Source organism: Actinoplanes sp. NPDC051388 (assembly GCF_055586225.1).
Window position 1 is genome coordinate 311,443 of record NZ_JBVJIP010000006.1, and the last position, 23,691, is coordinate 335,133.

Below are 23,691 nucleotides of genomic sequence, written 5' to 3' on the forward strand. Positions count from 1 at the left end.
GACTCCTTACGCCCACACCTGCTGCGGCTCGCTGCGGCGCTCGGCCAATGTGGTCGGTTTGTCGTACTCCCGGACCACCTCGTATCTCGTGTTGCGCTCGACCGGCTGGAAGCCCGCGTCCCAGATCAGGTTGAGCAGGTCGTCGCGATGCATGGTGGCCGGCGTGCCATAGGAGTCGGCGTCGTGGGTGATCTTGTATTCCACCACCGAGCCGTCCAGGTCGTCGACGCCGAAGTTGAGCGAGAGCCCGGCCACCGACAGCCCGTGCATGACCCAGAAGCACTTGATGTGCGGCACGTTGTCGAGCATCAGCCGGGACACCGCGAACGTCTTGAGCGACTCGGCCGGCGCCGCCATCGTGGTGCGCGCCTGGATGCGGTTGCGGACGATGCCGTCCTGCGAGTCGACGAAGTCGTGCTGGTAACGCAGCGGGATGAAGACCGCGAAGCCGCCGGTCTCGTCCTGCAGCTCGCGCAGCCGCAGGACGTGGTCGACCCGGTGCCGGTGCTCCTCGATGTGCCCATAGAGCATCGTGGCCGGGGTCTTCATGCCCTTGCTGTGCGCCAGCCGGTGGATGCGCGACCAGTCCTCCCAGTGGCAGTTGTGGTCGACGATGTGCTGCCGGACCTCCCAGTCGAAGATCTCGGCGCCGCCGCCGGTCAGCGACTCGAGCCCGGCGTCCATCAGCTCGTCGAGGATCTCGTCGGCGCCCAGACCGCTGATCTTCTCGAACCACTGCACCTCGGTCGCGGTGAAGCACTTGAGCTTGACGTTGGGCAGCGCCGCCTTGAGCTCGCGCAGCACCTTGGGGTAATAACGCCAGGGCAGCGTGGGGTGCAGGCCGTTGACGATGTGCAGCTCGGTGAGCTGCTCGTCCTCCATCTCCTTGGCCTTGCGGACGGCCTCGTCGATGCGCATCGTGTATGCCGCCTTCTCCCCCGGCTTACGCTGGAAGGAGCAATAGGCGCAGCTCGCGGAGCAGACGTTGGTGAGGTTGAGGTGGCGGTTGACGTTGAACATCACCCGGTCACCGTTCATCTCGGTGCGCTTGTGATGGGCCAGCCGGCCGAGCCAGGCCAGGTCGTCCGAGGCATAGAGGGCCTCGCCGTCGGCGCGCGTCAGCCGCTCACCCGCATAGACCTTGTCCTCCAGCTCACGCTTGAGTCCGGCGTCCATCTGTACCCCTTCCGTCACCGACCAACCGAGCCTACGTCCGGCCTCCGACAGAAACCTGAACCGTATGGCCGAGGGAGCCGTAGGTCACCATGACGGATCACGGATTCTCAGGTTCCTTTCATCTGTGATCAATCGACAGGGATGCACTCGGTGGGGTAAACCCTTTATGGGGGAACTGACAGCTTCGGGTGCCTCCGATCGAGTGGCCCGAAGCGGACGGGGAGCAGATGGCTAGCAGAGTGGCAGGTCGGGCCCGCTGGATACGCCCTTGGTGGCGTCCGGTGGCCTACTCGGCCGCCTCCTTCGCTGCCATCGCCATGCTGTTCCATCCGCTGCCGGCCTCCGCCGCGCCCAACGTCCCACCGCCGCCGGTCGCCCCGGCCGTCCCGGACATGGGCTCCCGTCCCGTGCCGCTGGGCACGCTGCTGATGCCGGGCCAGTCGACCGGCTCGCCGACCGCTCCCGCCTCCACCCTGCCCGGCGTCGTGATGACGCCGCTGCTGCAGAAGATCGAGAAGCAGCGCGCCGCGATCGCCGCCCTCGGCGACCAGCTGATCAAGCTCGGTGAGGACCGCGACCTCGCCCGGCAGCAGGCCGCGACCGGCTCGCAGAAGGTCGCCGACGCCCAGGCCGCGCTCGTCGTCGCCGAGCAGGACGCAACCGCGGCCGCCGCCGCGGCGATCCGGGACCAGGCCGCCCTGCCGCCCGGCTCGCTCGGCTCCGGACTCGCCGACCTCGACCGGCTGTCGCAGATGCAGCGCGGCGAGTCGAGCACCGAGCAGGCCGCCGACCGCCAGCTCGCCCTGGTGCAGGCCGCGCTCACCGCCGCCCTCGCCGAGCAGGCCACCGCCACCACCAACGCGGGCGACCTCTCCCGGCAATACGACAAGCTGAACGGCGAGATCGCCAAGAAGCAGGCGGCGCTGCAGAAGGACGAGCAGAAGCACGCCGAGGAGCTGTCCGCCGCCGAGGCCGCACAGAGCGCCGCGGACCGCCGGCTCGGGGAAAACTATCTCGACGGCACCGACCAGGGCCGGGGCGCCGACCCGCGGGCGATCGAGGCGCTGAAGATCGCGCTGGCCCAGATCGGCGACCCTTATGTCTGGTCCGAGGAGGGCCCGGACAAGTTCGACTGCTCCGGCCTGATGTTCTATGCCTATCGCAACCAGAAGGCCGGGGCCTACCCGCTCAACCGGGTCTCCCGTGATCAATACTCACAAACCAGCCGCAACGCCGTCGACCGCTACTCGCTGGTCCCCGGCGACCTGCTGTTCTTCAGCTCGAGCAACAGCTGGACAGGCATCCACCACGTGGCGATGTACGCGGGCGACGGCATGATGGTCGAGGCGCCGCGCACCGGTCTCGACGTGCGGCTCACCCCGGTGCGGTGGAGCCGGCTGTTCCAGGCGACCCGCATCTGGGGCTCGGTGGACCACGTGACCGAGTCGCCGGACCTGGACAACCTGCCGCCGAAGGAAACCAACCCGAAGCCGAGCGCCACGCCCGGCCCGACGAAGACGACGCCGCCGACCGACCCGAGCAGCCCGTCGAACCCGCCGTCGAGCAGCACGAAGCCGCCGTCCACGCCGCCGTCGAGCAGCTCCAGCCCGCCGTCCAACCCGCCGAGCAGCAGCTCGACCCCGCCGTCCAACCCGCCGACCTCGGACGCCGGAGACGGCGGCGAGAGTCAGTCGCCGGGCGGCGGCGACAGCGCTTCGCCGACCGGCTCGGCCTCCCAGACGGCGGCCGCGGACCAGTCCTCGGCGGCAAACGAGTCCAAGAGCGCGTCCGCGAGCGCCGGTTCCGATCCGGAGTAATCCGGACGTTTGACTCTCATCGCCAGCCCGGCCGACGCCGGGTGCGCGGACGCGCGCCGATGTGGCACGGTAAGAACAGCGCCCGACGTCTCCACCGGTGTCGGCACGCGGCGAGCGGGAGGACCCAATGGACGAGCGACAGGCGCCACCGGACAGCGCCGGCAAAACGCCGCACGCTGCGCGGATGTCAGCCGACAGCGAGGACAAAGGGTACGAACTACCGCCGCCACCGGCCCCCGGTGCCCTGTGGGGAGCGCCCGCCGCGGCGAACGGCCCGGCGTCCGCGCCTCCGGTCTCGTCGGCGCCACCCGCCGCTGACCGCCCGATCTCGACCCCGCCCGCCGGGCCGACCGGGCGCGCGACCGTGCCCGGGGTGCCCACCCGGCTGCCCGACTCGGTCGGCGGCAGCACCCGCCCGATCTCGGCCATGCCCGGCGCCCACGCGGCCCGCGCCTCGGTCCCGGGCATGATGACCCCGGACCCGGGCGCCGTGCGCGCCGCCACCTGGCCGTCCGGACCGTCCAAGATCTATGGCGGGCGCAAGGCCACCGATCCGGAGCCGGACGAGCCCGATCCGCAGCCCGAGCCGCACCGGCCCGAACCCGAGCCCGAGAAGCCCCGGCCCGAGAAGCCCGAGCCCGGCGAGCCCGAGCCGCAGCCGGCTCCGACGCCGATCCCGCGTCCGGGCGAGCCCAGCCGGCCGTCGGAGCCGTTCAAGCCCTTCGACCCGCAGCGGCCGACCGACCCGCCGAGCCCGTTCCCGTCGCCGTTCCCGGGTCCGTCGCCGCTGCCGCCGAGCCCGTCGCCGGTGCCCGGCCCGCCGCAGCCCGGCCCCTACCCCAGCCCGGTGCCGCCCGGCCCCGGCCCGTCGCCGGTGCCACCGGGCCCGGGTCCGAGCCCGGTGCCGCCCGGTCCCGGTCCGAGCCCCGTGCCGCCCGGCCCCGGTCCGAGCCCGATCCCCGGCCCGCCGCAGCCGATCGTCCCGCCGCCACCGACCATCGGCCAGGGCAGCGGCCTGCCGGCCTACACCACGCCGCCGACCAGTGGCGGCCCGGCGGGCATGCACCCACCGGTGAGCGGCAGCCCGGCCTACGCACCCCCGCCGCCGCCGAGCAGCGGCGCGCCGGCATACCCGCCGCCGTCCAGCGGCGCCCCCGCATACCCGCCGCCATCCAGCGGCGCCCCCGCATACCCGCCGCCGTCCAGCGGCGCCCCCGCATACCCGCCCTCCAGCGGCGCGCCGGCATACCCGCCGCCGAGCAGTGGAGGGCCGGCCTACCCGCCGCCGTCCAGCGGCGGCCCGGCTTATCCGCCGACCTGGAACCGGCCGAGCACGCAGTCCCCATACGGGGTAAGCGCTCCGGACGCTTCCGGCCGCCCGTTCGGCGGGGCGCCCGCCCAGGTGTCCGATGCCGCACCGAGTCAGCCCGCGTCCGGACAGAACGTGCCGCAGCAGCGGATGGAGGGCACGGTCTACGGAGGCGAGTCGCCGATCGACATGACCATGCCGGTGACGATGAACTCCATCGACAACTCCGGATCGCTGACCGGCCACATCCTGTCCCAGGGCTGGGATCGCGGCGTGGACACCAACCGCCGCAGCAACGTCAAGGTGGCGGTCGCGATGGCCGTGGTGCTGGTGGTCCTGCTGGGGGTGAGCCTGCTGTTCCTGTTCACCGCGGGCGACGCGTTCACCGACATGGTCAACGGAGTCTTCGGCAACAAGTGACACTCCGCCGATTGCTGTGATTTGCCGCCACGCACCGTGACGCCCTAAGCTGGCGCGGTTGTTCCGAGGGTGAGTCTGCCCACTACCGGTGCGGAATGCGGGCGGCATCGTAAATGTTGACCCGTACACTGATAGCAGTAATTTGACGCGGCGTGTCACCCGGTGCACGCCACGGGCGTTCTTGCAGGCATGACGGCGGTCGGTCGATCCCAGAGGGAGGAAATCCCCATCGGGAGGAGACCGCGGCGGGCCATTCGCGAGCATGCGCCCCCGTAGAGAGGTTCTCTTGACCACTTTCGCCGACCCCAGCACGTTTCCGTCCGTCTTCGAAAACCCCGAAATCCCCACGGTGGCCGAAGTCCCCAAGGTGGCCGAAGCCCCCAAGGTGGCCGAAGCCCCCAAGGTGGCCGAAGCCCCCAAGGTGGCCGAAGCCCCCAAGGTGGACAGTGCCGTGACCGTTGACCCGGCCACTGACGACACCGAAATCCCCGCAGCGACCACCACCTTCGCCGACCTCGGCCTCCCCGTCGAGCTCGTGCGGGTGCTGACCCGCGAGGGCATCACCACCCCGTTCGAGATCCAGACCGCGACCATCCCGGACGCCCTGGCCGGTCGCGACGTGCTCGGCCGCGGGCAGACCGGCTCCGGCAAGACGCTGGCCTTCGGCCTGCCGCTGCTGGCCCGCATCTCGCAGGGCCCGCGCGCCCTGCCGCACCACCCCAAGGCGCTGATCCTGGTGCCGACCCGCGAGCTGGCGATGCAGGTCGCCGACGCGCTCATGCCGCTCGGCCGCTCGGTCGGCGTGTTCCTCAAGACCGCGGTCGGCGGGGTTCCCTACGACCGTCAGATGGACGCGCTGCGCCGCGGCGTCGAGGTCATGGTCGCCACCCCGGGCCGGCTCGCCGACCTGATCGAGCGGGGCGCCTGCAAGCTCGACCAGATCGAGGTGTCGGTGCTCGACGAGGCCGACCAGATGGCCGACATGGGCTTCCTGCCCGAGGTCACCGACCTGCTGGCCAAGACCCCGGCGGACGCCCAGCGGCTGCTCTTCTCGGCCACCCTCGACGGTGACGTCGACGCGCTGGTCAAGCGCTTCATGACCGACCCGGTCACGCACTCCACCGATCCGTCGGAGGCCAGCGTGTCCACGATGGATCATCACCTGCTGCTGATCCCGCCGCACGACAAGTTCCCGATCACGGCGTCGATCGCCAACCGGACGGGCAAGACGATCGTGTTCGCGCGCACGCAGATGGGTGTCGACCGGCTGCAGGAGCAGCTCGCGGCGGTCGGCGTCCGGGCCGGCGCTCTGCACGGCGGCAAGACGCAGCGGGTGCGCACGCGCACGCTGGCCGAGTTCAAGGAAGGCCGCACCAACGTGCTGGTCGCCACCGACGTCGCCGCCCGCGGCATCCACGTCGACGGCATCTCGCTCGTGGTGCACGTGGACCCGCCGAAGGACCCGAAGGACTACCTGCACCGCGCGGGTCGCACCGCCCGGGCCGGCGAGTCCGGCGCCGTGGTCACGCTGGTGCTGCCCAAGCAGCGCCGCAGCACCCAGGCGATGATGTCCAAGGCGGGCGTGGCCCCGGCCGAGCTGCGGGTGCGCCTGGGCGACGAGAAGCTGGCCGAGGTGACCGGCGCTCGCGAGCCCAGCGGCATCCCGGTGCCGCCCGAGCCCGAGCCCCGTCGTGAGCGGTCCGACCGCCCGAAGCGTTTCGGCGACCGGCCGCAGCGCGGCGGCTACCGCGGCGACCGTGACCGCGGCAGCTTCGGTGGCGAGCGTCGCACCAGCAGCGACCGCCCGGCCACCGGCGACCGTCCCACCTATGCGGGCGGCGGCGAGCCGCGGCGCACCGGTGGCGGCGAGCGCAACTTCGGAGCAGCGCGCAGCACCGAGCGCACCGGCAACTTCCGGCGCAACGACCGGCGCGAGGCCGGCAACGGCGACCGCCGGTTCAGCTCGCCGCGTCCGGCGCGCACCAGCAACTACTGATCGACCGACTGACGAGGAGCCGGGCCCACTGCGGGCCCGGCTCTTCGGCTGTAACCTGCCGGTCATGCCCACTCTGCCCGCCTCGCGGTTCTGGGAACGCCGGGATCTCGTCGGAACCGAGCACGTCCTGATCGAGACCCGCACCGGCCTCTATGCCCGCGGCACGCAGCTGGCCGTCGACCCGATCCCCTACACCTGCCGTTACGAGGTGCAGACCGACCCGGGCTGGGGGACCAGCCGGGTCGAGGTGAGCGCCGAGGGGACCGGCTGGGCGCGGACCATCCGCCTCGAGCTGGCCGCTGGGCGCTGGCGGGTGACCACCTCCGAGCAGGGAAATCTCGACGCGGTGCTGGCCGCGGCCGGGCACGCCGGCGCCGGGCTGCCGGGCACCGAGGACCCGGACCTGCTCTATGGCGCGTTCGACGTCGATCTGACCGGCTCGCCGCTGACCAACACGCTGCCGATCCGGCGGCTCGGCCTGCTCGGGGCGGAGGCCGGGGTGGCGCACCGGATCAGTGTGGCGTGGGTGCTGGTGCCGAGCCTCGAGGTGGTGCAGGCGGACCAGATCTACACACCGCTGGGCGATGGGGTCGTGCGATTCGCGACGGAGACCTTCAGCGCCGACCTGGTGGTGGACGACGAGGGCTTCGTGGCCGATTACCCGGGACTGGCGAGGCTGGTCACGCGGTCTTCCTGATCCAGGCCAGGCAGGCCTTGTCCACGGCGGCGAAGGGCTTGCCGAACGCGTCCCGCGACGCCTGGTCATAGGTGTTGTCCGCGCGCAACGCCAGCCGCACGAAGGTGAAAAGCTTCTGTTCGCCGTACTGCTGGGCCATGCAGTCGACGGCGAAGTGGCCGAGGCCGTAGAACCGGTCGCTGGACGAGTCGCTCGAGTCGGCGCTCAGCGGCTTGGCGGCGAGGGTCTTGGGTCGCTTGCTGCCGCGCATCGCGGCCCGCACGCTGCTGCGGCGCCAGCTCGACGTGGCGTGCCGCGGGGCCCAGCCGATGTATTCGGCGATGCCCTCGCTGAGCCACTGGTCCTCTTCGTCGTCATAGGCGCCGCTGAGCGTGACCACGTGGCCCAGCTCGTGCTGGATGGTGGTGGCGAGCAGCTCGCGGTCGCCGGTCAGCTCGGGCATCCGCAGCACCACGTCGGTGCCGGCCTTGTTCAGCGGGATCGCGTAGCCCACCGTCCAGTCGCCGTCGATGCCGCCGTACCAGGTCTTCCATGCCTTGCTGTCGGCCAGGAAGATGCGGTAGCGCTTCTGCGGGTTGAGGATGTACCCCGCGAACCTGTCGTTGATCTTGGCGGACTTCTCCGCGATGGCGAGCACCCGCTCGAGGTTCTTCCGCTGCGATTTCGGCCCGGCGACGGTGACCCGCGGGCCCTGCGCGAAGACCAGGTCGCCGGTCTCCCACGGGGTGGGCTGCAGGTGGTTGGGCTCGGCCACCTTGCCGAGACCGGTGATCACATAACGACCGTCGATCGGCTTGAGGGTGAGCGCCTGCATGATGCGCGGCGGGCCGGTGTATTCGCCGGTGGACCACGCCGGGCAGGTGGACAGGCTGAAGCAGTAGGTGATCTCGGCGCCCACCGCGAGCATGGCGCCCTTGCTGCCGGGCCGGGTGAAGGGCCGGTAGTCGAACTGGCTGACGTCGAGACCGCGCAGCGAGCGGAACATGCTGCGGTAACGCGCCTGGAGCTTGCTCTGCCGCGGATCGACAGCGGCCAGCCAGCCCTTCTCGTCGCCCTTGAGCAGCGCGGCCGCCTGCTGGTCGAGGGACTGCTCGGCCTGCTCCATCGGGGTCGGCGGCGCACTCGGCGCGGTGCTCGGCGCCTTGGCTTCGGCGGCCGGCACGACGGCCGGCGGTTTCCGGTCGGGGGCGAACGCGACGATGCCGGTGGACACGGCGACGGCGACCGCCAGCACCCCGGCGGAGACGATCCACGCGCGCCGGGACTGCCGTCGACCCGGCAAAGGTGAAACGTCCTCCACAATCGGAGATCCAACCAGTTCGCGGCCCTTCGCGCTGCCCCTTCCCACGGTCGGATTTCCAGCACTAGACGCGGTCGCGGATCCGGTCCACGCAGAACTCGTCGACCTCGGTGAAGGGCTTGCCGAAAGCGGTCCGCGAGGCGGTGTCATAGGAGTCGCCGGCGCGCAGCACACCGCGGCCGAACTCGATCAGCTTCTCCTCGCCGAACCTGTCGGCCAGGCAGTCGGCGGCGAAGTGTCCGTGCCCGTAATAGGCGTCGATCGCGTCGGTCGAGGCGTCCTCGGCGAGCGCCGGCAGCACGATCGAGGCCGGGGTGGTGCTGCTGTCGTGGATCATCGCGTGCACGGAGGTGCGGCGCCAGCTGTCGGTGGCCCGCTTGGGCTGTGACCCGATGTACTCGGCCAGGCCCTCCTCGAGCCAGCCGTCCTCGGCGTCGTCGTTCTCGATCGGCCCGCTGGACATCACCACGTGGCCGAATTCGTGCTGGATCGTCTGGCCCAGCTCGTCGCGATCGGTCAGCTCGTCGAGCCGCAGCACCACGTCCGCGCCGGCGTCGTTGAGGAAGACCGTGTAGCCGACGGTGTCCTCGCCCATCGAGCCGCCGTACCAGCCGGCCCAGGACTTCGGGTCGGCGAGCAGCACCCGGTAGCGCGGCTGCGAGTTGCCGATCTCGGCGCCGTACCGGTCGGCGATCCTGGCGGCCTTCTCGGCGATGGGCAGCACGTTGTCGAGCTGCGCCCGGCCCTCGCGCCCGGCGGCCACGATCACCCGGTCGCCGCGGGCGATGAAGAGCTCGTCGGTCTCCCACGGGACCGGCTGGGCCTGGTTCGGTTCGGCCGACTCGTCCACCTCGGCGATCACGAACCGGTCGCCCTGCTGGCGGAACCGCAGGACCTGCCCGATCCACGGGCCGCTCAGGTCGCCGGCCCGGGTCGGCTGCGGGCAGGACGGCACGCTGAAGCAGTAGGCGATCACCACGTCGACGGCGAAGAGCACGTTGCTGTCCTGCTCGACCGGATAGACCTGGTATTCGAAGTGGGTCACGTCCAGGCCGCGCAGCGCCCGGTACATGGCCGCGTACCGCTGCTGGAGCTTGGGCTGGTCGGGGTCGACGGCGGCCAGCCAGCCGCGCTGGTCCTCGTTCAGCAGCGCGGTGGCCTGCGCGGCGAGCGTGTCCTCGGCCTGACCGAGCTCGCCGCGGGCCAGCCAGGATAGCGACCCCTGCGCCTTCCCGCCCTGGTTGAGCACCACGATCACGGCCCCGAAGGCCAGGACGACCGCCGCGAGAATCGCGACCGGGATCAGAACCGCGTGCCGCATCCTCATGGGCGTGAATACGACCAGATGCCTCCCGGCCGTTCGGTCGGCTGTCCGACTAGTCCACGATGTGAGACGGTGACCATGTTCCGTCCAGCAGGAAGCGGTCGATCACCGCCTCGTGCGGAGCCAGGTCGAGGCCCTGGGCGGCGACCCACTCGTCGGCGTAGTACGTGTCCGCGTAGCGCTCGCCGCCGTCGCAGATCAGCGTGACGACCGAGCCCTGCCGGCCGGTCGCCAGCATGGCGGAGATCAGCCCGAAGGCGCCCCACAGGTTGGTGCCGGTCGAGCCGCCCAGCCGCCGGCCGAGAATCGCCGAGCCCGCGCGCATGGCGGCCAGCGACGCGGCGTCCGGCACCTGGACCATCCGATCGACCACGGCCGGCTGGAACGAGGCCTCCACCCGGGGCCGGCCGATGCCCTCGATGCGCGAGCCGGTCGCCGACGACAGACTGAAGTCCCCCGACAGGTACGCGGGCCAGAACGCCGACCCTTCCGGATCCACCACGCACAGCTTGGTCGGGAAGCGGCGGTAGCGGGCGTAGCGGCCGATCGTCGCACTGGTGCCGCCGGTGCCCGCGCCGACCACGATCCAGGCCGGCACCGGGTGCCGTTCGAGGGACAGTTGCGCATAGATGGACTCGGCGATGTTGTTGTTGCCCCGCCAGTCGGTGGCCCGCTCGGCGTGCGTGAACTGGTCCATGAAGTGCCCACCGAGGTCGTGGGCCAGTTGTCTGGCGGTGGCCGAGACCGCGGTCGGATCGTCTACCAGGTGGCACTTGCCGCCCTGGAACTCGATCAGCGACACCTTCTCCGGTGACGTGCGGGCCGGCATCACCGCGATGAAGGGCAGGCCGAGCATCCGGGCGAAGTACGCCTCACTGACCGCGGTCGAGCCGCTGGAGGCCTCGACCACCGTGGTGCTCGGGCCGATCCAGCCGTTGCACAGCGCGTACAGAAAAAGGGATCTTGCCAAACGGTGCTTGAGCGAACCGGTCGGGTGGGACGACTCGTCCTTGAGGTAGAGGTCGACGCCCCACGATGCGGGCAGCGGGAAGGGCAGCAGGTGGGTGTCGGCGGACCGGTTGGCATCCGCCTCGACCAGCCCGATGGCGTCCCGGGCCCAGGCCCGCGCGGCGTCGTCACATCGGTCGAGCTGGCTCATGAACGCACGTTAGCCCAGACCGGGCTGTGGCCTGTTCTCCCATTTGGTGGAGAGCGCGATCGCGGTCTGCGTGGAGGCGACACCCGGCGTCCGGTTGATCCGCACGATCAGCTGCTCGAGCTCGGCGATCGTGCCGACCCGCACGGTCAGTTGGTAGGACTCCACGCCGGCCATGAAGTAACACGACTCCACCTCCGGCATCCCTCGCACCGCGGCCAGCACGTCGTCGGTGTCCGCGCCGGAGTCCTCGACGATGCCGATCAGCGCGGTCACGCCCAGCCCGATCGCCTCGTGGTCGACCTCGGCGCGGTAACCCCGGATGGTCCCGGCCGCCTCCAGCTTGCCGACCCGCTCGTGCACGGCCGGGGCGGAGAGCCCGACCTGGCGGGCCAATTCGGCGTACGACGAGCGTGCGTTCTCCCGCAGCAGATCGATCAGCCGGAGGTCGATGGCGTCCATGAGATCAGACCCTAATGGCGGCTCTGGACCGGCCTTGAGCGGCCCGGCCCCGATCGGGTGGCTAAGGTCATCTCACGCCTGGTAGCGAAGAAACAGAGCCAGGATAATGATCACTGTCGCAATCGGGGCTTTTTCCGCATTTCACGGACTTGGTTCTGGGGCGGTGCTCTAATGGCTGTACGTCCCGATCGAGCTCGCCGCCACTCACCGTGACCACGGCCGCTCCAACAGACCGACGCGAGGAGGGGGTTGTGGACACGGGAGACCGTCTGCTGACGCCGGGCGAGGTGGCCGCATTGTTTCGCGTCGACCCGAAAACGGTCACGCGCTGGGCCGCCGCCGGACGTATCGGCAGCATCCGGACGCCGGGTGGACATCGAAGATTTCGCGAGTCCGAGGTCCGCGCATTGCTCGAGGGCGATGGCGTGATCGAGGAGATGCGTGAGGACGACGCCAACAACCGGCCGCGCAACAGTGGTCCGTCGAACCCTGGTTCGAGTTACGGACCGCCCAACGGACTGCGCTGAGCACCGAGCTCTCCCGTCCAGCGGGTGAGCAAGGTGTGCGGCACACCCAGGGCATCGAGCACCTTGCCCGCCACGAAGTCGATCAGCTGCTGAGCAGTCGCGGCAGCCCCGGAACCGTAAAAACCAGGGCTGGCCGGCAGCACGACCGCGCCTGCATCATGCAGCGAGATCAGATGCTCCAAGTGACTCCGGGTGACCGGGGTCTCGCGGGGCACCATGACCACGCGCCGCCGCTCCTTGAGGTTGACCTCGGCGGCGCGCTGCAGCAGGTCCTTGGACAGGCCGATCGCGATGCCCGCGCAGGCCGCCGTGCTGGCCGGCACCACGACCATCCCCCGGGCCGGGTAGGACCCACTGCTCGGGCCCGCGGCGAGATCGCCGGCCGGCCAATAGACCAGGTCAGTCAGGTCACGACCGAGCCAGGCGGTCACGTCGTCCTTCCAGTGGGCGTCCCGGACGGTCGCCCCGGTCTCGTCCAGGATGGTGAGCCGGGCGGCCCTGGAGATCACCAGATCCACCGGCTCGCCGGCATCCAGGAGCGCGCCGAGCACCGCCCTCGCATAGGGCGTGCCGGAGGCGCCGGAGACGCCGACGATCCAAGGGGTGCGCATACCTCAAGGATGCCCCGTCACGCTCCGGAGTCGGTGGCTTTGAACCAGGTCGACTGATCATCGGGGTTGGCGAAGGTCAAACCGTCGAGCACCGCGCGCAGATCCTTGCCGTCGGCGCCGTCCACGCCACTCGCCTGCGCGATGTAGCGCCCGTCCGGAGTGGACCGGTAGCAGAGGTTGCGGGCGGGACAGAACGTGCCGGCCTCGACCCGATCGAGCTTGACCCACCAGCCTGGGCGCACGGACACGTCGATCGTCGGTGATCCGGCCTGCCCGGCGCCCTTGATCAGGCGCAGATTCGAAATGCCCTCCGCGGTCATGCGGAAGGTCTGGTCGATGGTGCCGGCGGCGTCCAGCTCGTATCCGGGCGGCGGCCCGGCCAGCTTGAAACCGACCGTGAACGGCTGCTCGACACCCGTCCGAACCGCTTCGGCGGTGGCCACCAGCTGGGCTTTCGAGATCTCGGCCTGCACTTCGGCGAACGCGTCGTCCGCGTACTCCCAGATCACCGCGGGACGGCCGGAATCGACCGCGCGCACATAGTGGCCGGGGTGTCCGTTGACGGAGACCGGTTCGCCACCCGCGTACCGGGCGCCGTCGACGACGCCGCTCCGGAAGATGGTGACCAGGCCGACCGCGGCGACGAATCGCTCACCCGGCTTCAGCTCGTCCGGCAGGCCTTCGCTGTTCGCCGGATCGATGATCATCGCGATCTGGCTGCTCCTGGTCACATGCATGGTGCCGGTGATGTCCCGGCCGCCGACCGTGACCGGGGCGATGTTCCCGGAGAAGGGCCGCGCGTCGGCGATCGCGGCCGCCGGGACCTCCGGTGGACGGGTGAGCACGGTGGCCGTCCCGGCGATCGCCACGACGGCCGCCACGACGGCGCCGCAGGCCAGGGCCGTGCGGCGCCTCCGCTGCCGGCGCCGGCCGAGGCTCAGGACATCGTCGGCGGTGCGCCGCAGCGGAGGCGCGGTCGCCTCAATCGCGGGCAGCAGGTCGCGCAGTCGTGCCGACATGGGAATCCTCCTCGGTGATCACGTTGACGCCGAGCACCTGCCGCATCGCGTCCAGGCCGCGCGAGGTGTAGTTCTTGACGGTGCCCTCGGCCCGGCCCAGCGCCTCGGCCGTCTCGGCCACGCTGAAACCCTCGATGAAGCGCAGCACCAGGACGGCACGCAGGCTGATCGGGATGCGTTGCAGGGCGGCGTGCAGCTCGAGCCGATCGTCCACGGCGGCCGCCCGGTCCGGGGTGCTGACCTCGGGCAAGGCGTCGCTCGCCGAGCGCTCGCGGCGCCGCCAGGGCCGGCGCACCTCGTCGAGCGCCGACCGGATCACGGCGCGCCGGGCATAGAACGCGGGCCGGTCGATCTTCCGCCATTTCGGATACATCTTGAGCAGCGCGTTCACCGTCGCGTCCTCGGCCAGCTGCCAGTCCCCGCAGGTGACGTAGGCGAGCGCCCGCAGCGGCTCGATCTGCGCCGCTACGAAGTCGCGGAACTCGCGGTCGGTGTCCCTCACGGTGATAGGACGGTAGCGACGGGCCGGAGGTTATAGGTCAGATCAGAAGATCCAGCAGGGCGAACACGAAGAGTGCTATCCCGACGAAGCCGTTGGCGGTGAAGAACGCTCGGTTAACCTTCGACAGGTCACTAGGAGTGACGACGACGTGCTGGTAGGCGAAGGCGGCCGCGGTCAGGGCCAGGCCGATCCACCACAGCCAGCCGAGGCCGACCAGGGCGCCGAACCAGACAAACAGCGCGAACGTCACCACGTGCGTGACGGTGGAGATGTGCAGGGCGGTGCGCACGCCGAACCGGGCCGGGGTCGAGTGCACGCCGATCTGCCGGTCGACGTCGACGTCCTGGCAGGCATAGATGATGTCGAAGCCGCCGATCCACAGGCCGACCGCGGCGCCCAGCACCCAGGCGGGGCCGGAGCCGGCGAACGTACCCGTGATCGCGATCCAAGCGCCCACCGGCGCGACCGCCTGGGCCAGAGCCAGCACGTAGTGCGGGTAGTTCGTGAATCGCTTGGCGTAGGGGTACACGATCAGCGGGAGGACCGCCAGCGGCGCCAGCACCAGGCAGAGCCAGTTCAGCAGGCCGGCCGCCAGGAAGAGGAAAACCAGGGAGATCACGGCGCCGGTCCAGGCCGTGCGCACACTCACGGCCCCGGTGACGAGCTCTCTCTGCTGGGTACGCGGATTGAGCGCATCGATCCGGCGATCGAGGATCCGGTTGGCCGCCATCGCGAAGGTGCGCCCGGACACCATGGCGATCGTGACCAGAAGCAGGTCCCAGCCTCTGAAACTCGGCCACATGGCCACGAACGCCGACAGATAGGCGAACGGCAGCGCGAAGACCGAGTGCTCGATCGCCACCAGGCGCAGGAACGACTTGACCCGGCCCGGGCGCTCGGCCAGCTCGGTCATATGCCGTACTCCTTCCAACGCTTGTCGACCAGGCTCACGACCTCGGGCGACATGGTCATCTCCTCCGGCCAGCCGCGCGTGTAGCCCTCGGCGGGCAGCTTACGGGTCGCGTCGAGGCCCGCCTTGCCACCCCAGAACTGCTGGTAGGACGCATGATCGAGGTGATCCACCGGGCCTTGGGTGACGAGCAGGTCGCGGTCGTAGTCGACGTTGCCGAAGGCCCGGAACGCCACCTCCGCGTAGTCGTGCACATCACAGTCCTCGTCCACCACGACGATCAGCTTGGACAGCGACATCAGGTGAGCGCCCCAGACCGCGTTCATGATCTTCTGGGCATGCTTCGGGTAGCGCTTCCGGATCGAGACGATCACGCAGTTGTGGAACACCCCGGCGGCCGGCATGTCGTAGTCGACGATGTCCGGGATCAGCATCTTGAGCAGCGGCAGGAAGATCCGCTCGGTCGCCTTGCCGAGTCCGTGGTCCTCCTGCGGCGGCTTGGACGTGATGATCGAGTGGTAGATCGGCTTCTTGCGCATCGTCATCACCTCGACGTGCAGCACGGGGAACGGCTCGACCGGCGTGTAGAAGCCGGTGTGATCGCCGAACGGCCCCTCCGGCGCCCGCTCCCCCGGCTCCAGGTAGCCCTCCAGCACGATCTGCGCCTGTGCCGGCACCTGCAGCGGGACGCTCACGCAGTCGACCATCTCGACGCGCTCGCCGCGCAGGAACCCGGCGAACAGGTATTCGTCGATGTCGCCGGGCAGCGGCGCGCTGGCCGCGTAACTCACCACCGGGTCGCAGCCGATCGCGATGGCCACCGGCAGGCGCTCGTTCCGCTTCTCCGCGATGGCGTGGTGCGCGGTCGAGTCCTTGTGGATCTGCCAGTGCATGCCCAGGGTGTTCCGCGAGTGCTGCTGCAGGCGGTAGAGGCCGAGGTTTCGCTTGCCGGTCTCCGGGTCCTTGGTGTGCGTCAGGCCGTAGTTGTGAAAGATGCCGCCGTCGCCCGGCCACACCTGCAGGCCGGGCAGGCGGCCCAGGTCCACCTCGTCGCCCTTGAGCACGACCTCCTGGCAGGGCGCGGACTTCACCTTGCGCGGCGGCAGCGACTTGAGCTGCAGCACCTTGCCGAGCCCCTCGCGGATGCCGGACCACCCGATCGGCAGCTCCGGCTTGATCATCGCGCCGATCCGGTCGCCCACCTCGTCCAGCGCCTCGACACCCAGCGCCATCGCCATCCGCTTCTCGGTGCCGAAGAGGTTGACCACGATCGGCATCTCGCCACGGGTCGGCCGCTCGAACAGCAACGCCGGCCCGCCGGCTCGCACCGTGCGGGTCACCACCTCGCTGATCTCCAGCGTCGGATCGACCGGCACCGAGATCCGCCGCAGTTCACCGGCCGCTTCCAGAGCAGAGATGAAAGACTGCAGGTCAGGGTACGGAAATCCACGCGCGGCCATGGAGTCCAGTCTGGCACGAGTTGCGCTGTGGCCTCTCGGCTACGCTCGTGCGTCATGCGGGTGCGGTTCATCGTCGTCTTGTTGGCGCTGCCGCTGTGCCTTTCGTGGCCTCTGCTGGCGGCCCGTTTCCTACACGTCGACTTCCCGCTCGGGCAGCCGGAGACGCCCGATCCGCGCCCGCTGCTGACCACCGCGGTCGCCGACCTGCGCTTCGGCAACTTCTCGTTCTCGGCGATCTATGCGGACGGCCGCACCAAGGGCGTCGTGCATCTGCCGAGCCGGTCGGCATATGTGCAGCGGGCCACGATCCAGCCCGGTTCGCCGCCGGTGATCGACACCACCCGGCTGGACGGGCCCTACCGCTACACCTCGACGACCGCGACCCGGCTCGCGCCGGCCGGACCGGGTGGACCACTCACCGTGCAGCCGTTGACGCCGAAGCGCTGGGAGCGAACCGTGCTGGCGCGCCTGGCGCCCGGCCGCGACCCGGACGTCAACCTCGACAACCCGGACGTGACCGGCGCGACCGACCTGATCGCCGGGGTGCGGTCGGCGGAGCTCGTCAGTGGACGGATCTTCGGCCGGCTGGACATGTCCGGTCTGCGCCGCCCGGTGGCGACGTTCGACCGGGCCCAGGTGGCGGCGCTGGGCTCGACGCCGGTGGAGTACGAGGTGTCGTTCGACGGCGCCGGGCGGCTGGCCCGCATCGTGCTGAAGGTGCCGGAGACGACGGCCGCCCCGGCCGCGCGCTGGATCCTGACCGTCACCAACTACGGCCAGTCGATGCCGCAGAAGCCGCCGTCGAAGAAGAACACCCAGAACGTCCCCGAGGACTTCTACACCGCGCACAATTCCTAGCCCGTCGCCGCCGCTCGTCACCCGCGATGCCGATCAAGCGTTGAAGGTGCGGTCGGGATTCCCCTCTGGCGACGAGGTGCTGCATGAAGATTCGTACCGTGGCTCGATGGTGTGGTCTCGCCGGCTTGCTCGCGGCCATCGCCGTGGCCGATCCCGCGGTCGCGCGCGACCTCCCGGCCTGCACCGGCGGCACCGCCTCGACGCACGCCCCGACCGCGCCGGCCGGGCCGCGCACACCGGGCGCGTGCCGCGCGCGCACGCCCGAGTCCGGCTTCCGCTTCCACCGGGAAGCCACCGCCAGCGGCTACCACCACCTCGGCGCGGGCACGGCCGGCGAGTGGAGCGGCGTGTCCGGGCGGATCTCCGTCGTGGACGGCGGCATCCGGGCGAACACCTACGACTTCGTGGCCGGGCGCTTCATGGTCAAGCGCGACCTCGGCGGCGGCAGCATCGCGTGGCTCGAGGCCGGGTGGGCGGAGACCGGGTGGGCCGGCGGCGGCCGGCAGCACATCTACACCTTCAACACCAACACCAAGACCTGGCAGTTCTACGACCAGTACGCGCTGCGGCCCGGCGACAAGGCGTGGCTCGACCTGCACACCGACGGCCAGGGCGTGTGGCAGGCGTGGCTCTGGTGGAACAACCGCTGGAACCTGCTCACCGCGCAGCGCCTGCCGATCGGTGACCGTGCCTATGTGGAGCAGTACGTCGAGGTGCACGTCGACCCGCGCCGGAACGCCCGCATCGACGTGCCGAAGGTGACCGTGGACAACGTTCAGCTGCGTCCGGCGGGTGGCGGCGAAGCTCGGTATTGGCGGGGCGACGTGAGCACGCTGACCGCGGACGCCGCCGCGCAGCAGCGGGCCGGCGGGTTCTGCCTCGACTGGGTCAACAAGTACGACACCTGGACGGCCGGGGACTGCCCCGGGCTCGGGCTGCTTCCGTCGACCTAGGCGTCACGGTTGGTGACCGGCGCGCCCGATCGCACCATGCGGAGAAAGCCCTAATCGGGATGAATCGGGTGGCGACGGCGGCGTCGTGATGTTGAAGAAACACGCGATCCCGTCACCAGTCGCTGACGGCTCATTACGCAGGGTTATTCGTCGCCCGAGTGGCTACTTGGCGGTAACGTCATTTGGCGCCGGGAATCGGCACTTCGAATGCACGCAATCGACGATCTGATGTGGACCGCATTGTTTTCTGATTTGCGGGTAGATCGATTCTTGGTCGAGAGCGCTCCCCATGTTCTCGTCGCGGTCATCGGGATCATGCTCGACGGCTTCGTGCAAGTGCGCAGCCGCGTTGTTGTCCGGTTCCGATCATGAAGAATCGGGGCCTCTTTGATGAGTGCTCGGGCCATGCCGCTACGCCCTGTCGGACCTGCGAATCCACACCGCAACCGGGACGGCCGCGCCACTTGGACGGGCTTCTGTCGGGTGCCTGACACAGGTCGATGGCACCGACCTGGGGCCACCGGGCCGCCCAGGTCAGTAAATGAGGACGTGCGTCGTCATTGCACATCGAACTCATCTTCCATTCCGCAGACTTATCGAGTTGTCGGACAGCGCTATTAGGGCCGGTAATTCGCAAGATCGAATTCGATCAGCAGGTCGGTTGCCGATCGGGCGCGACGGAGATCGGGTTTCCGGAACGGAAACTTCAGAGCGTCACGAAGACGGTTGGAGAGGTAGGCCGACTGCTGCACAATGAGCGGCGGAGATCGATGAACGAGCTCCACGGGGGCACACGAAGATCCTTTGTCGAGGGCCGCCGGCAGCATTCAGGAAATGGAGTAAATCTCCGTGATCAATCGAGTCCGTCCGGCCGGTGGGCGGGACTTTTCCGCGACGCGGTGGCGCGTCCTGTTGGTGGTCGTCGTCATCGCGCTCGGCGCCACGCTGCGTAGCATCGGGCTGCCGCCGGAGCTGATCGTGACGGCGTTGTGTGGGTTCGCTCTGGTTGTGGTGGCGGTCGGCCGCAATGCGATCGCGCGGCCTGCCGTTTGGCCTCCTGCCGGGGTGCTGGCTGAGGAGGGCGGGTCGGAGGTCGAGGGCGCCGTCTGGCCGCCGCGGAGCGAGGCGCGACCTGCCGAGTTTGTCGAGAGCGGGGTGCGACTTGCCGGGGCTTCCGGGAGCGGGGTGGGACGTGCCGAGTTTTCCGGCAGCGGGGTGCGGCTTGCCGGGTCTCCCCGACCTGCCGAGTTCTCCGGCAGCGGGGTGCGACCTGCCGGGTCGCCCGGGAACGAGATGCGACCTCCCCAGTCCTCCGCAAGCGAGGCGCGACCTGCCGGGTCTCCCGGGAACGAGATGCGACCTGCCACGGGCCCTTCCGGGAACGAGGCAAGGCTTGCCATGGGGCATTTCGTGAGCGAGGCACGGCTGGCCATCGGCGCGTCGGCCAGCGAGGCACCGGTTGCCCCCGGACCTTCCGCGAGCGAAGCGCGGCCCGCGGGTCGTGAGGCGCAGCCGGCCGGTCGTGAAGCGCGGCCTGCCAGTCGTGAAGCGCGGCCCGCCGGTCGTGAAGCGCAGCCCGGCGGTCGTGAGGTGCAGCCCGGCGGTCGTGAGGCGCGGCCGGCCGGAGATGACGCATGAAGCCGGCGGCGCGCACTCCACGAGGGGACGACTATGACCCTTTTGCAGGACGCAATCACGCGGCCGGCCCGGCCGACGGTCGCGGCGTCGTGCCGATCGATCCGGCCACCTTGCTGAGCGGTCCGGGGGTGACCCCACCCGCGGATCCACGGGCGCTGCTGGCGGACCATCTCAAGCGGGCGTGGATCTCCGCCGGGCGGCCGACGATGGCCGAGGTGGGTGACAAGGTCGGCTACAGCAAAGCCTCGATCTCCAAGGTGCTGTCCGGCAAGATGGCGCCGGTCTGGCACCTGGTCCGCAAGCTGGGCCATGCGCTGAGCGTCCCGCCGGAGGTCGTCCGGGACGTGTGGCACCCGCTGTGGGTCGACGCCGACGAGCTGCGCCGGCTGCAGCGTCAGGGCGAGACCGAACCGGCGTCTGGCCGGCACGAGTGCCCGCAGTGCGGCAGTTGGGTGGCGGATCCACAGGTGCATCAGTTGTGGCACGGCCGGATGGAGACGGCGCCGACGGACGCCCACCACTGGGCAAGCCTCCGCGACGCGCTCCCCCGCAGAAAGGACTGAGTCGCAGGCGACTGAGTCGCGGGCGGCACCGGCTCGGAGGGGGCTGGGATCAGACGGGGGCCGTTCGGCGGCGGGCGCCGGTGGTGTTACGGACGACCAGTTCGGGTTCGAAGAGGAGCTCTTCGCCTCGGGCTGGACGGCCCTCGATCTGTTGCAACAGCAGCGAGACGGCCGCGTGGCCCATCGCGTCCACCGGCTGCCGGATGGTGGTCAACGGCGGGTCGGTGCAGGCCATCACGGGGGAATCGTCGTACCCGATGATGGAGACCTCGGCCGGCACCGACAGACCCATCCGGTGGGCGGCGCGGACCGCGCCGATCGCGGTGACATCGCTGGCGCAGATCAGGGCGGTCGCGCCCTGCCCGAACAGGCGCCCGGCGGCGACCTGCGCCTCGGCCATCGCGAACGGCGCGCGCCCGACCATCGGGGTGTCCTGGACGGTCAGGTAGGCCGCCAGCTTGCGAGCCGACGGCACGTGGTCGGCCGGCCCGAGCAGCAGGGCGATCCGCTCGTGCCCGAGGGCGGCGAGGTGCTGATGGGCCATCTCGACGCCGTGCCCGTCGTCGGTGCACACCTGCGGGAAGCCCAGGCCCTCCACCGCCGCGTTGACCAGCACCGTCGGCAGCGAACGCTCGCGCAGGGCGGCATAGTGCCCGTGGTCGGCGTCTGCCTCCTGATAGAGCCCGCCGCCGAAGAGCACCCCGGACACCTGCTGGTCGAGCAGGATGCGGACATATTCCGGCTCGGACACGCCGTCGACCGTGCGGGTGCACAGCACCGTGCTGAACCCGCGCTTGGCCAGGGCGCCGGCCATCGCCTCGGCCAGCGCGGGGAACACCGGGTTGGTCATCTCGGGCAGCACGATGCCGACCAGCCGGGCCCGCTCGCCGCGCAGCTTGTTGGGCCGCTCGTAGCCGAGCACGTCGAGCGCGGTCAGCACCGCGTCGCGGGTGGCCTGCGAGATGCCCGGCTTGTCGTTGAGCACCCGCGACACCGTCGCCTGGCTCACCCCGACGTGCTGGGCGATGTCGGCGAGGCGGCGGCTGCTCATTGTTCCGAGTCTAGAAGCCAGACGGCGGTGTCCGGCGCCAGCCGCCGCGGCGCTTCCTCTGCGGAAGCAGAGCCGCTCTGCTTCCCCTCGGGAAGCGACCCCGAGCCAAGCAGGCCCGAGCCAAACGATCCAGTGCCATGCGGCGCGGCCTCTGAGGAAGCAGAGCCCCTCTGCTCCCTCTCCGGAAGCGACCCCAAGCCAAGCGGTCCCGAGCCAAGCGACCCCAAGCCAAGCGGTCCCGAGCCAAGCGACCCCATACCAAGCGACCCCAAGCCAAGCGACCCCAAGCCAAGCGACCCCGAGCCAGGCGGCGCGGCCTCAGAGGAAGCAGAGCCCCTCTGCTCCCTCTCGGGAAGCGACGCCGTCCCATCGGGGAGCGGGCCCGCCTCGTCGGAGAGCGAGGCCGTCGCGGATGCCGGCTCGCTGGTCAGGATGAGATCGCCCGGCGGGAGATCGATGGGTGCCGGGGAGAGGTTGACCACGCAGGTGAAGGGGCCTCTCCGGAAGGCCAGCACCTCGTCCCCCAGCGGCAACCACTCCATCGGGCCGTCCAGCGTGCCGCGCAGACGCAACGCCCGGCGATAGAGGGACAGCATCGAAGCCGGGTCGGCCGCCTGCGCCTCGACCGTCGCCGCGGCCCAGTCGGCCGGCTGCGGCAACCACGCCGGCGCCGCGCCCGCGGGACTGAAGCCGAGCGAAGAACCGGACAACGACCACGGCATCGGTACGCGGCACCCGTCCCGCCCAGGATCCGAACCGCCGGAGCGCGTGTGCATCGGGTCGTCGCGTACCGAAGAAGGGAGGTTTTCGACCTCGGGCAGACCCAACTCCTCGCCCTGGTAGACGTAGACCGAACCGGGCAGCGCGCAGGTGAGCATGATGGCCGCCCGCGCCCGCCGCGTGCCCAGCGTGAGGTCGACCGGCGAACCGTGCCGCGCGCCCCGCAGCGGGAAGTCGAACGCGGTGTCCGCGCGGCCATAGCGGGTGACGTGCCGGGTGACGTCGTGATTGGACAGCACCCAGGTGCTGGGCGCGCCGACGTCGCTGTGCGCGGCCAGCGTGTCGTCGATGCACTTGCGCAGCGCCTTGGCGTCCCACGGGCAGCAGAGCAGGTCGAAGTTGAAGGCGGTGTGCATCTCGTCAGGACGCAGGTAGGCCGCGAACCGGATCGGGTCGCCCAGCCATACCTCGCCGATGAGTGCCCGGGGCGGGTCGTAGGAGTCGGCCACCCGCCGCCAGTCGCGATAGATGTCGTGGATGCCGTCGTGGTCCAGGAACGGGTGGGGCGCGTCCGGGACGATCTCGCCGAGCGCCGGATCCTTGACGCACATGGTGGCCGAGTCGATTCGTACGCCGTCCACGCCGCGGTCGAACCAGAAGCGCAGGATGTCCTCGAACTCGGCCCGCACGGCCGGGGACGACCAGTTGAAGTCCGGCTGTTCGCGGGCGAAGAGGTGCAGGTACCACTCGCCGTCCGGGACCTGGGTCCAGGCCGGGCCGCCGAAGGTCGACTGCCAGTCGTTGGGTGGCAGCCCGGGGCCGCGGCCCGCCCGGAACCAGAATCGGTCCCGGGCGGGGTCGCCGGGCGGTGCCGCGAGGGCCTCGCGGAACCAAGGATGCGCCTCGGAGCAGTGGTTCGGGACGACGTCCACAATGGTCCGCAGCCCGAGGTCGTGCGCGTCGGCGATCAGCCGGGTCGCCTCGTCGAGGGTGCCGAACATCGGGTCGACGTCGCGGTGGTCGCTGATGTCGTACCCGGCGTCGGCCATCGGCGACGGGTAGAACGGGCTGAACCAGATGGCGTTCACTCCCAGGTCGACCAGGTGGTCCAGGTGGGCGCGGACGCCCGCGAGGTCACCGATGCCGTCGGAGTTCGAGTCCGCGAACGAGCGTGGATAGACCTGGTAGATGGCCGCTGAACGCCACCACTGCCGCATGAGCT

Annotated in this window: 20 protein-coding genes; 8 read left to right on the forward strand and 12 right to left on the reverse strand. The window is 70.4% G+C overall.

Annotated elements, in window-relative coordinates:
* Nucleotides 1–6 precede the first annotated feature (6 nt).
* Nucleotides 7–1,176: an aminofutalosine synthase MqnE gene (gene mqnE, locus ACZ6TI_RS18015; protein WP_465346181.1), complete on the reverse strand. Its 1,170-nt coding sequence runs from the start codon at nt 1,174–1,176 to the stop codon at nt 7–9.
* A gap of 281 nt (nt 1,177–1,457) precedes the next feature.
* Between mqnE and ACZ6TI_RS18020 the strand changes: the two genes are divergently transcribed.
* From ACZ6TI_RS18020 to ACZ6TI_RS18035, 4 genes are all read left to right on the forward strand, one after another.
* Nucleotides 1,458–2,993: a C40 family peptidase gene (locus ACZ6TI_RS18020; RefSeq protein ID WP_465346182.1), complete on the forward strand. Its 1,536-nt coding sequence runs from the start codon at nt 1,458–1,460 to the stop codon at nt 2,991–2,993.
* A 184-nt stretch (nt 2,994–3,177) separates the two neighbouring features.
* Nucleotides 3,178–4,722, forward strand: a complete 1,545-nt coding sequence (locus ACZ6TI_RS18025) for a hypothetical protein (RefSeq protein WP_465346183.1) — start codon at nt 3,178–3,180, stop codon at nt 4,720–4,722.
* Between the two features lie 451 nt (nt 4,723–5,173).
* Nucleotides 5,174–6,718, forward strand: a complete 1,545-nt coding sequence (locus ACZ6TI_RS18030) for a DEAD/DEAH box helicase (RefSeq protein ID WP_465346333.1) — start codon at nt 5,174–5,176, stop codon at nt 6,716–6,718.
* A gap of 64 nt (nt 6,719–6,782) precedes the next feature.
* Nucleotides 6,783–7,415, forward strand: a complete 633-nt coding sequence (locus ACZ6TI_RS18035) for a putative glycolipid-binding domain-containing protein (RefSeq protein ID WP_465346184.1) — start codon at nt 6,783–6,785, stop codon at nt 7,413–7,415.
* Here the strand turns inward: ACZ6TI_RS18035 and ACZ6TI_RS18040 are convergent.
* From ACZ6TI_RS18040 to ACZ6TI_RS18055, 4 genes are all read right to left on the reverse strand, one after another.
* Nucleotides 7,399–8,697 carry a hypothetical protein gene (locus ACZ6TI_RS18040; RefSeq protein ID WP_465346185.1) on the reverse strand — a complete coding sequence of 433 codons (1,299 nt, stop codon included), beginning with the start codon at nt 8,695–8,697 and terminating at the stop codon, nt 7,399–7,401. The genes ACZ6TI_RS18035 and ACZ6TI_RS18040 overlap by 17 nt on opposite strands.
* A gap of 82 nt (nt 8,698–8,779) precedes the next feature.
* Nucleotides 8,780–10,036, reverse strand: a complete 1,257-nt coding sequence (locus tag ACZ6TI_RS18045) for a hypothetical protein (protein WP_465346186.1) — start codon at nt 10,034–10,036, stop codon at nt 8,780–8,782.
* A gap of 55 nt (nt 10,037–10,091) precedes the next feature.
* Nucleotides 10,092–11,198, reverse strand: coding sequence for an L-cysteine desulfhydrase Cds1 (cds1, locus tag ACZ6TI_RS18050; RefSeq protein WP_465346187.1), 1,107 nt, complete (start codon nt 11,196–11,198; stop codon nt 10,092–10,094).
* 9 nt (nt 11,199–11,207) lie between these two features.
* Nucleotides 11,208–11,657, reverse strand: coding sequence for an Lrp/AsnC family transcriptional regulator (locus tag ACZ6TI_RS18055; RefSeq protein WP_465346188.1), 450 nt, complete (start codon nt 11,655–11,657; stop codon nt 11,208–11,210).
* Between the two features lie 251 nt (nt 11,658–11,908).
* Between ACZ6TI_RS18055 and ACZ6TI_RS18060 the strand changes: the two genes are divergently transcribed.
* A complete protein-coding gene (locus ACZ6TI_RS18060; protein ID WP_465346189.1) occupies nt 11,909–12,184 on the forward strand; it encodes a BldC family transcriptional regulator in 276 nt (91 codons plus the stop codon).
* On the opposite strand, the gene ACZ6TI_RS18065 is transcribed toward ACZ6TI_RS18060, so the two are convergent.
* Genes ACZ6TI_RS18065 through ACZ6TI_RS18085 form a run of 5 tightly spaced genes read right to left on the reverse strand, consistent with a single transcriptional unit; the run spans nt 12,157 to nt 16,686 of the window.
* On the reverse strand, nt 12,157–12,795 hold the full coding sequence (locus ACZ6TI_RS18065; RefSeq protein WP_465346190.1) for a UbiX family flavin prenyltransferase: 639 nt from the start codon (nt 12,793–12,795) through the stop codon (nt 12,157–12,159). The two genes, ACZ6TI_RS18060 and ACZ6TI_RS18065, sit on opposite strands and share 28 nt — an antisense overlap.
* 17 nt (nt 12,796–12,812) lie before the next feature.
* Nucleotides 12,813–13,814 (reverse strand): hypothetical protein, encoded by a 1,002-nt coding sequence (locus tag ACZ6TI_RS18070; protein ID WP_465346191.1) that lies wholly within the window; start codon nt 13,812–13,814, stop codon nt 12,813–12,815.
* A complete protein-coding gene (locus tag ACZ6TI_RS18075) occupies nt 13,777–14,316 on the reverse strand; it encodes a sigma-70 family RNA polymerase sigma factor (RefSeq protein ID WP_465346192.1) in 540 nt (179 codons plus the stop codon). The genes ACZ6TI_RS18070 and ACZ6TI_RS18075 overlap by 38 nt, the downstream gene beginning before the upstream one ends.
* Nucleotides 14,317–14,353: 37 nt before the next feature.
* Entirely contained in the window at nt 14,354–15,229 is an 876-nt protein-coding gene (mqnP, locus tag ACZ6TI_RS18080; RefSeq protein WP_465346193.1) for a menaquinone biosynthesis prenyltransferase MqnP, read from the reverse strand.
* A complete protein-coding gene (locus tag ACZ6TI_RS18085) occupies nt 15,226–16,686 on the reverse strand; it encodes a menaquinone biosynthesis decarboxylase (RefSeq protein WP_465346194.1) in 1,461 nt (486 codons plus the stop codon). Before ACZ6TI_RS18085 ends, mqnP begins: the two co-directional genes overlap by 4 nt.
* Nucleotides 16,687–16,740: 54 nt before the next feature.
* Between ACZ6TI_RS18085 and ACZ6TI_RS18090 the strand changes: the two genes are divergently transcribed.
* The 3 genes from ACZ6TI_RS18090 to ACZ6TI_RS18100 all read left to right on the forward strand — a co-directional run bounded on the left by ACZ6TI_RS18090 (nt 16,741) and on the right by ACZ6TI_RS18100 (nt 20,698).
* On the forward strand, nt 16,741–17,544 hold the full coding sequence (locus tag ACZ6TI_RS18090) for a hypothetical protein (protein ID WP_465346195.1): 804 nt from the start codon (nt 16,741–16,743) through the stop codon (nt 17,542–17,544).
* Nucleotides 17,545–17,627: 83 nt separating this feature from the next.
* Complete coding sequence (locus tag ACZ6TI_RS18095) at nt 17,628–18,497, forward strand: hypothetical protein (RefSeq protein ID WP_465346196.1); 870 nt, start codon at nt 17,628–17,630, stop codon at nt 18,495–18,497.
* A gap of 1,727 nt (nt 18,498–20,224) precedes the next feature.
* Nucleotides 20,225–20,698, forward strand: a complete 474-nt coding sequence (locus tag ACZ6TI_RS18100; protein ID WP_465346197.1) for a helix-turn-helix domain-containing protein — start codon at nt 20,225–20,227, stop codon at nt 20,696–20,698.
* Nucleotides 20,699–20,747: 49 nt separating this feature from the next.
* On the opposite strand, the gene ACZ6TI_RS18105 is transcribed toward ACZ6TI_RS18100, so the two are convergent.
* Both ACZ6TI_RS18105 and ACZ6TI_RS18110 read right to left on the reverse strand, forming a co-directional pair.
* Nucleotides 20,748–21,749, reverse strand: coding sequence for a LacI family DNA-binding transcriptional regulator (locus ACZ6TI_RS18105; protein ID WP_465346198.1), 1,002 nt, complete (start codon nt 21,747–21,749; stop codon nt 20,748–20,750).
* Entirely contained in the window at nt 21,746–23,686 is a 1,941-nt protein-coding gene (locus ACZ6TI_RS18110; RefSeq protein WP_465346199.1) for a glycoside hydrolase family 13 protein, read from the reverse strand. The genes ACZ6TI_RS18105 and ACZ6TI_RS18110 overlap by 4 nt, the downstream gene beginning before the upstream one ends.
* Between the last annotated feature and the right edge of the window lie 5 nt (nt 23,687–23,691).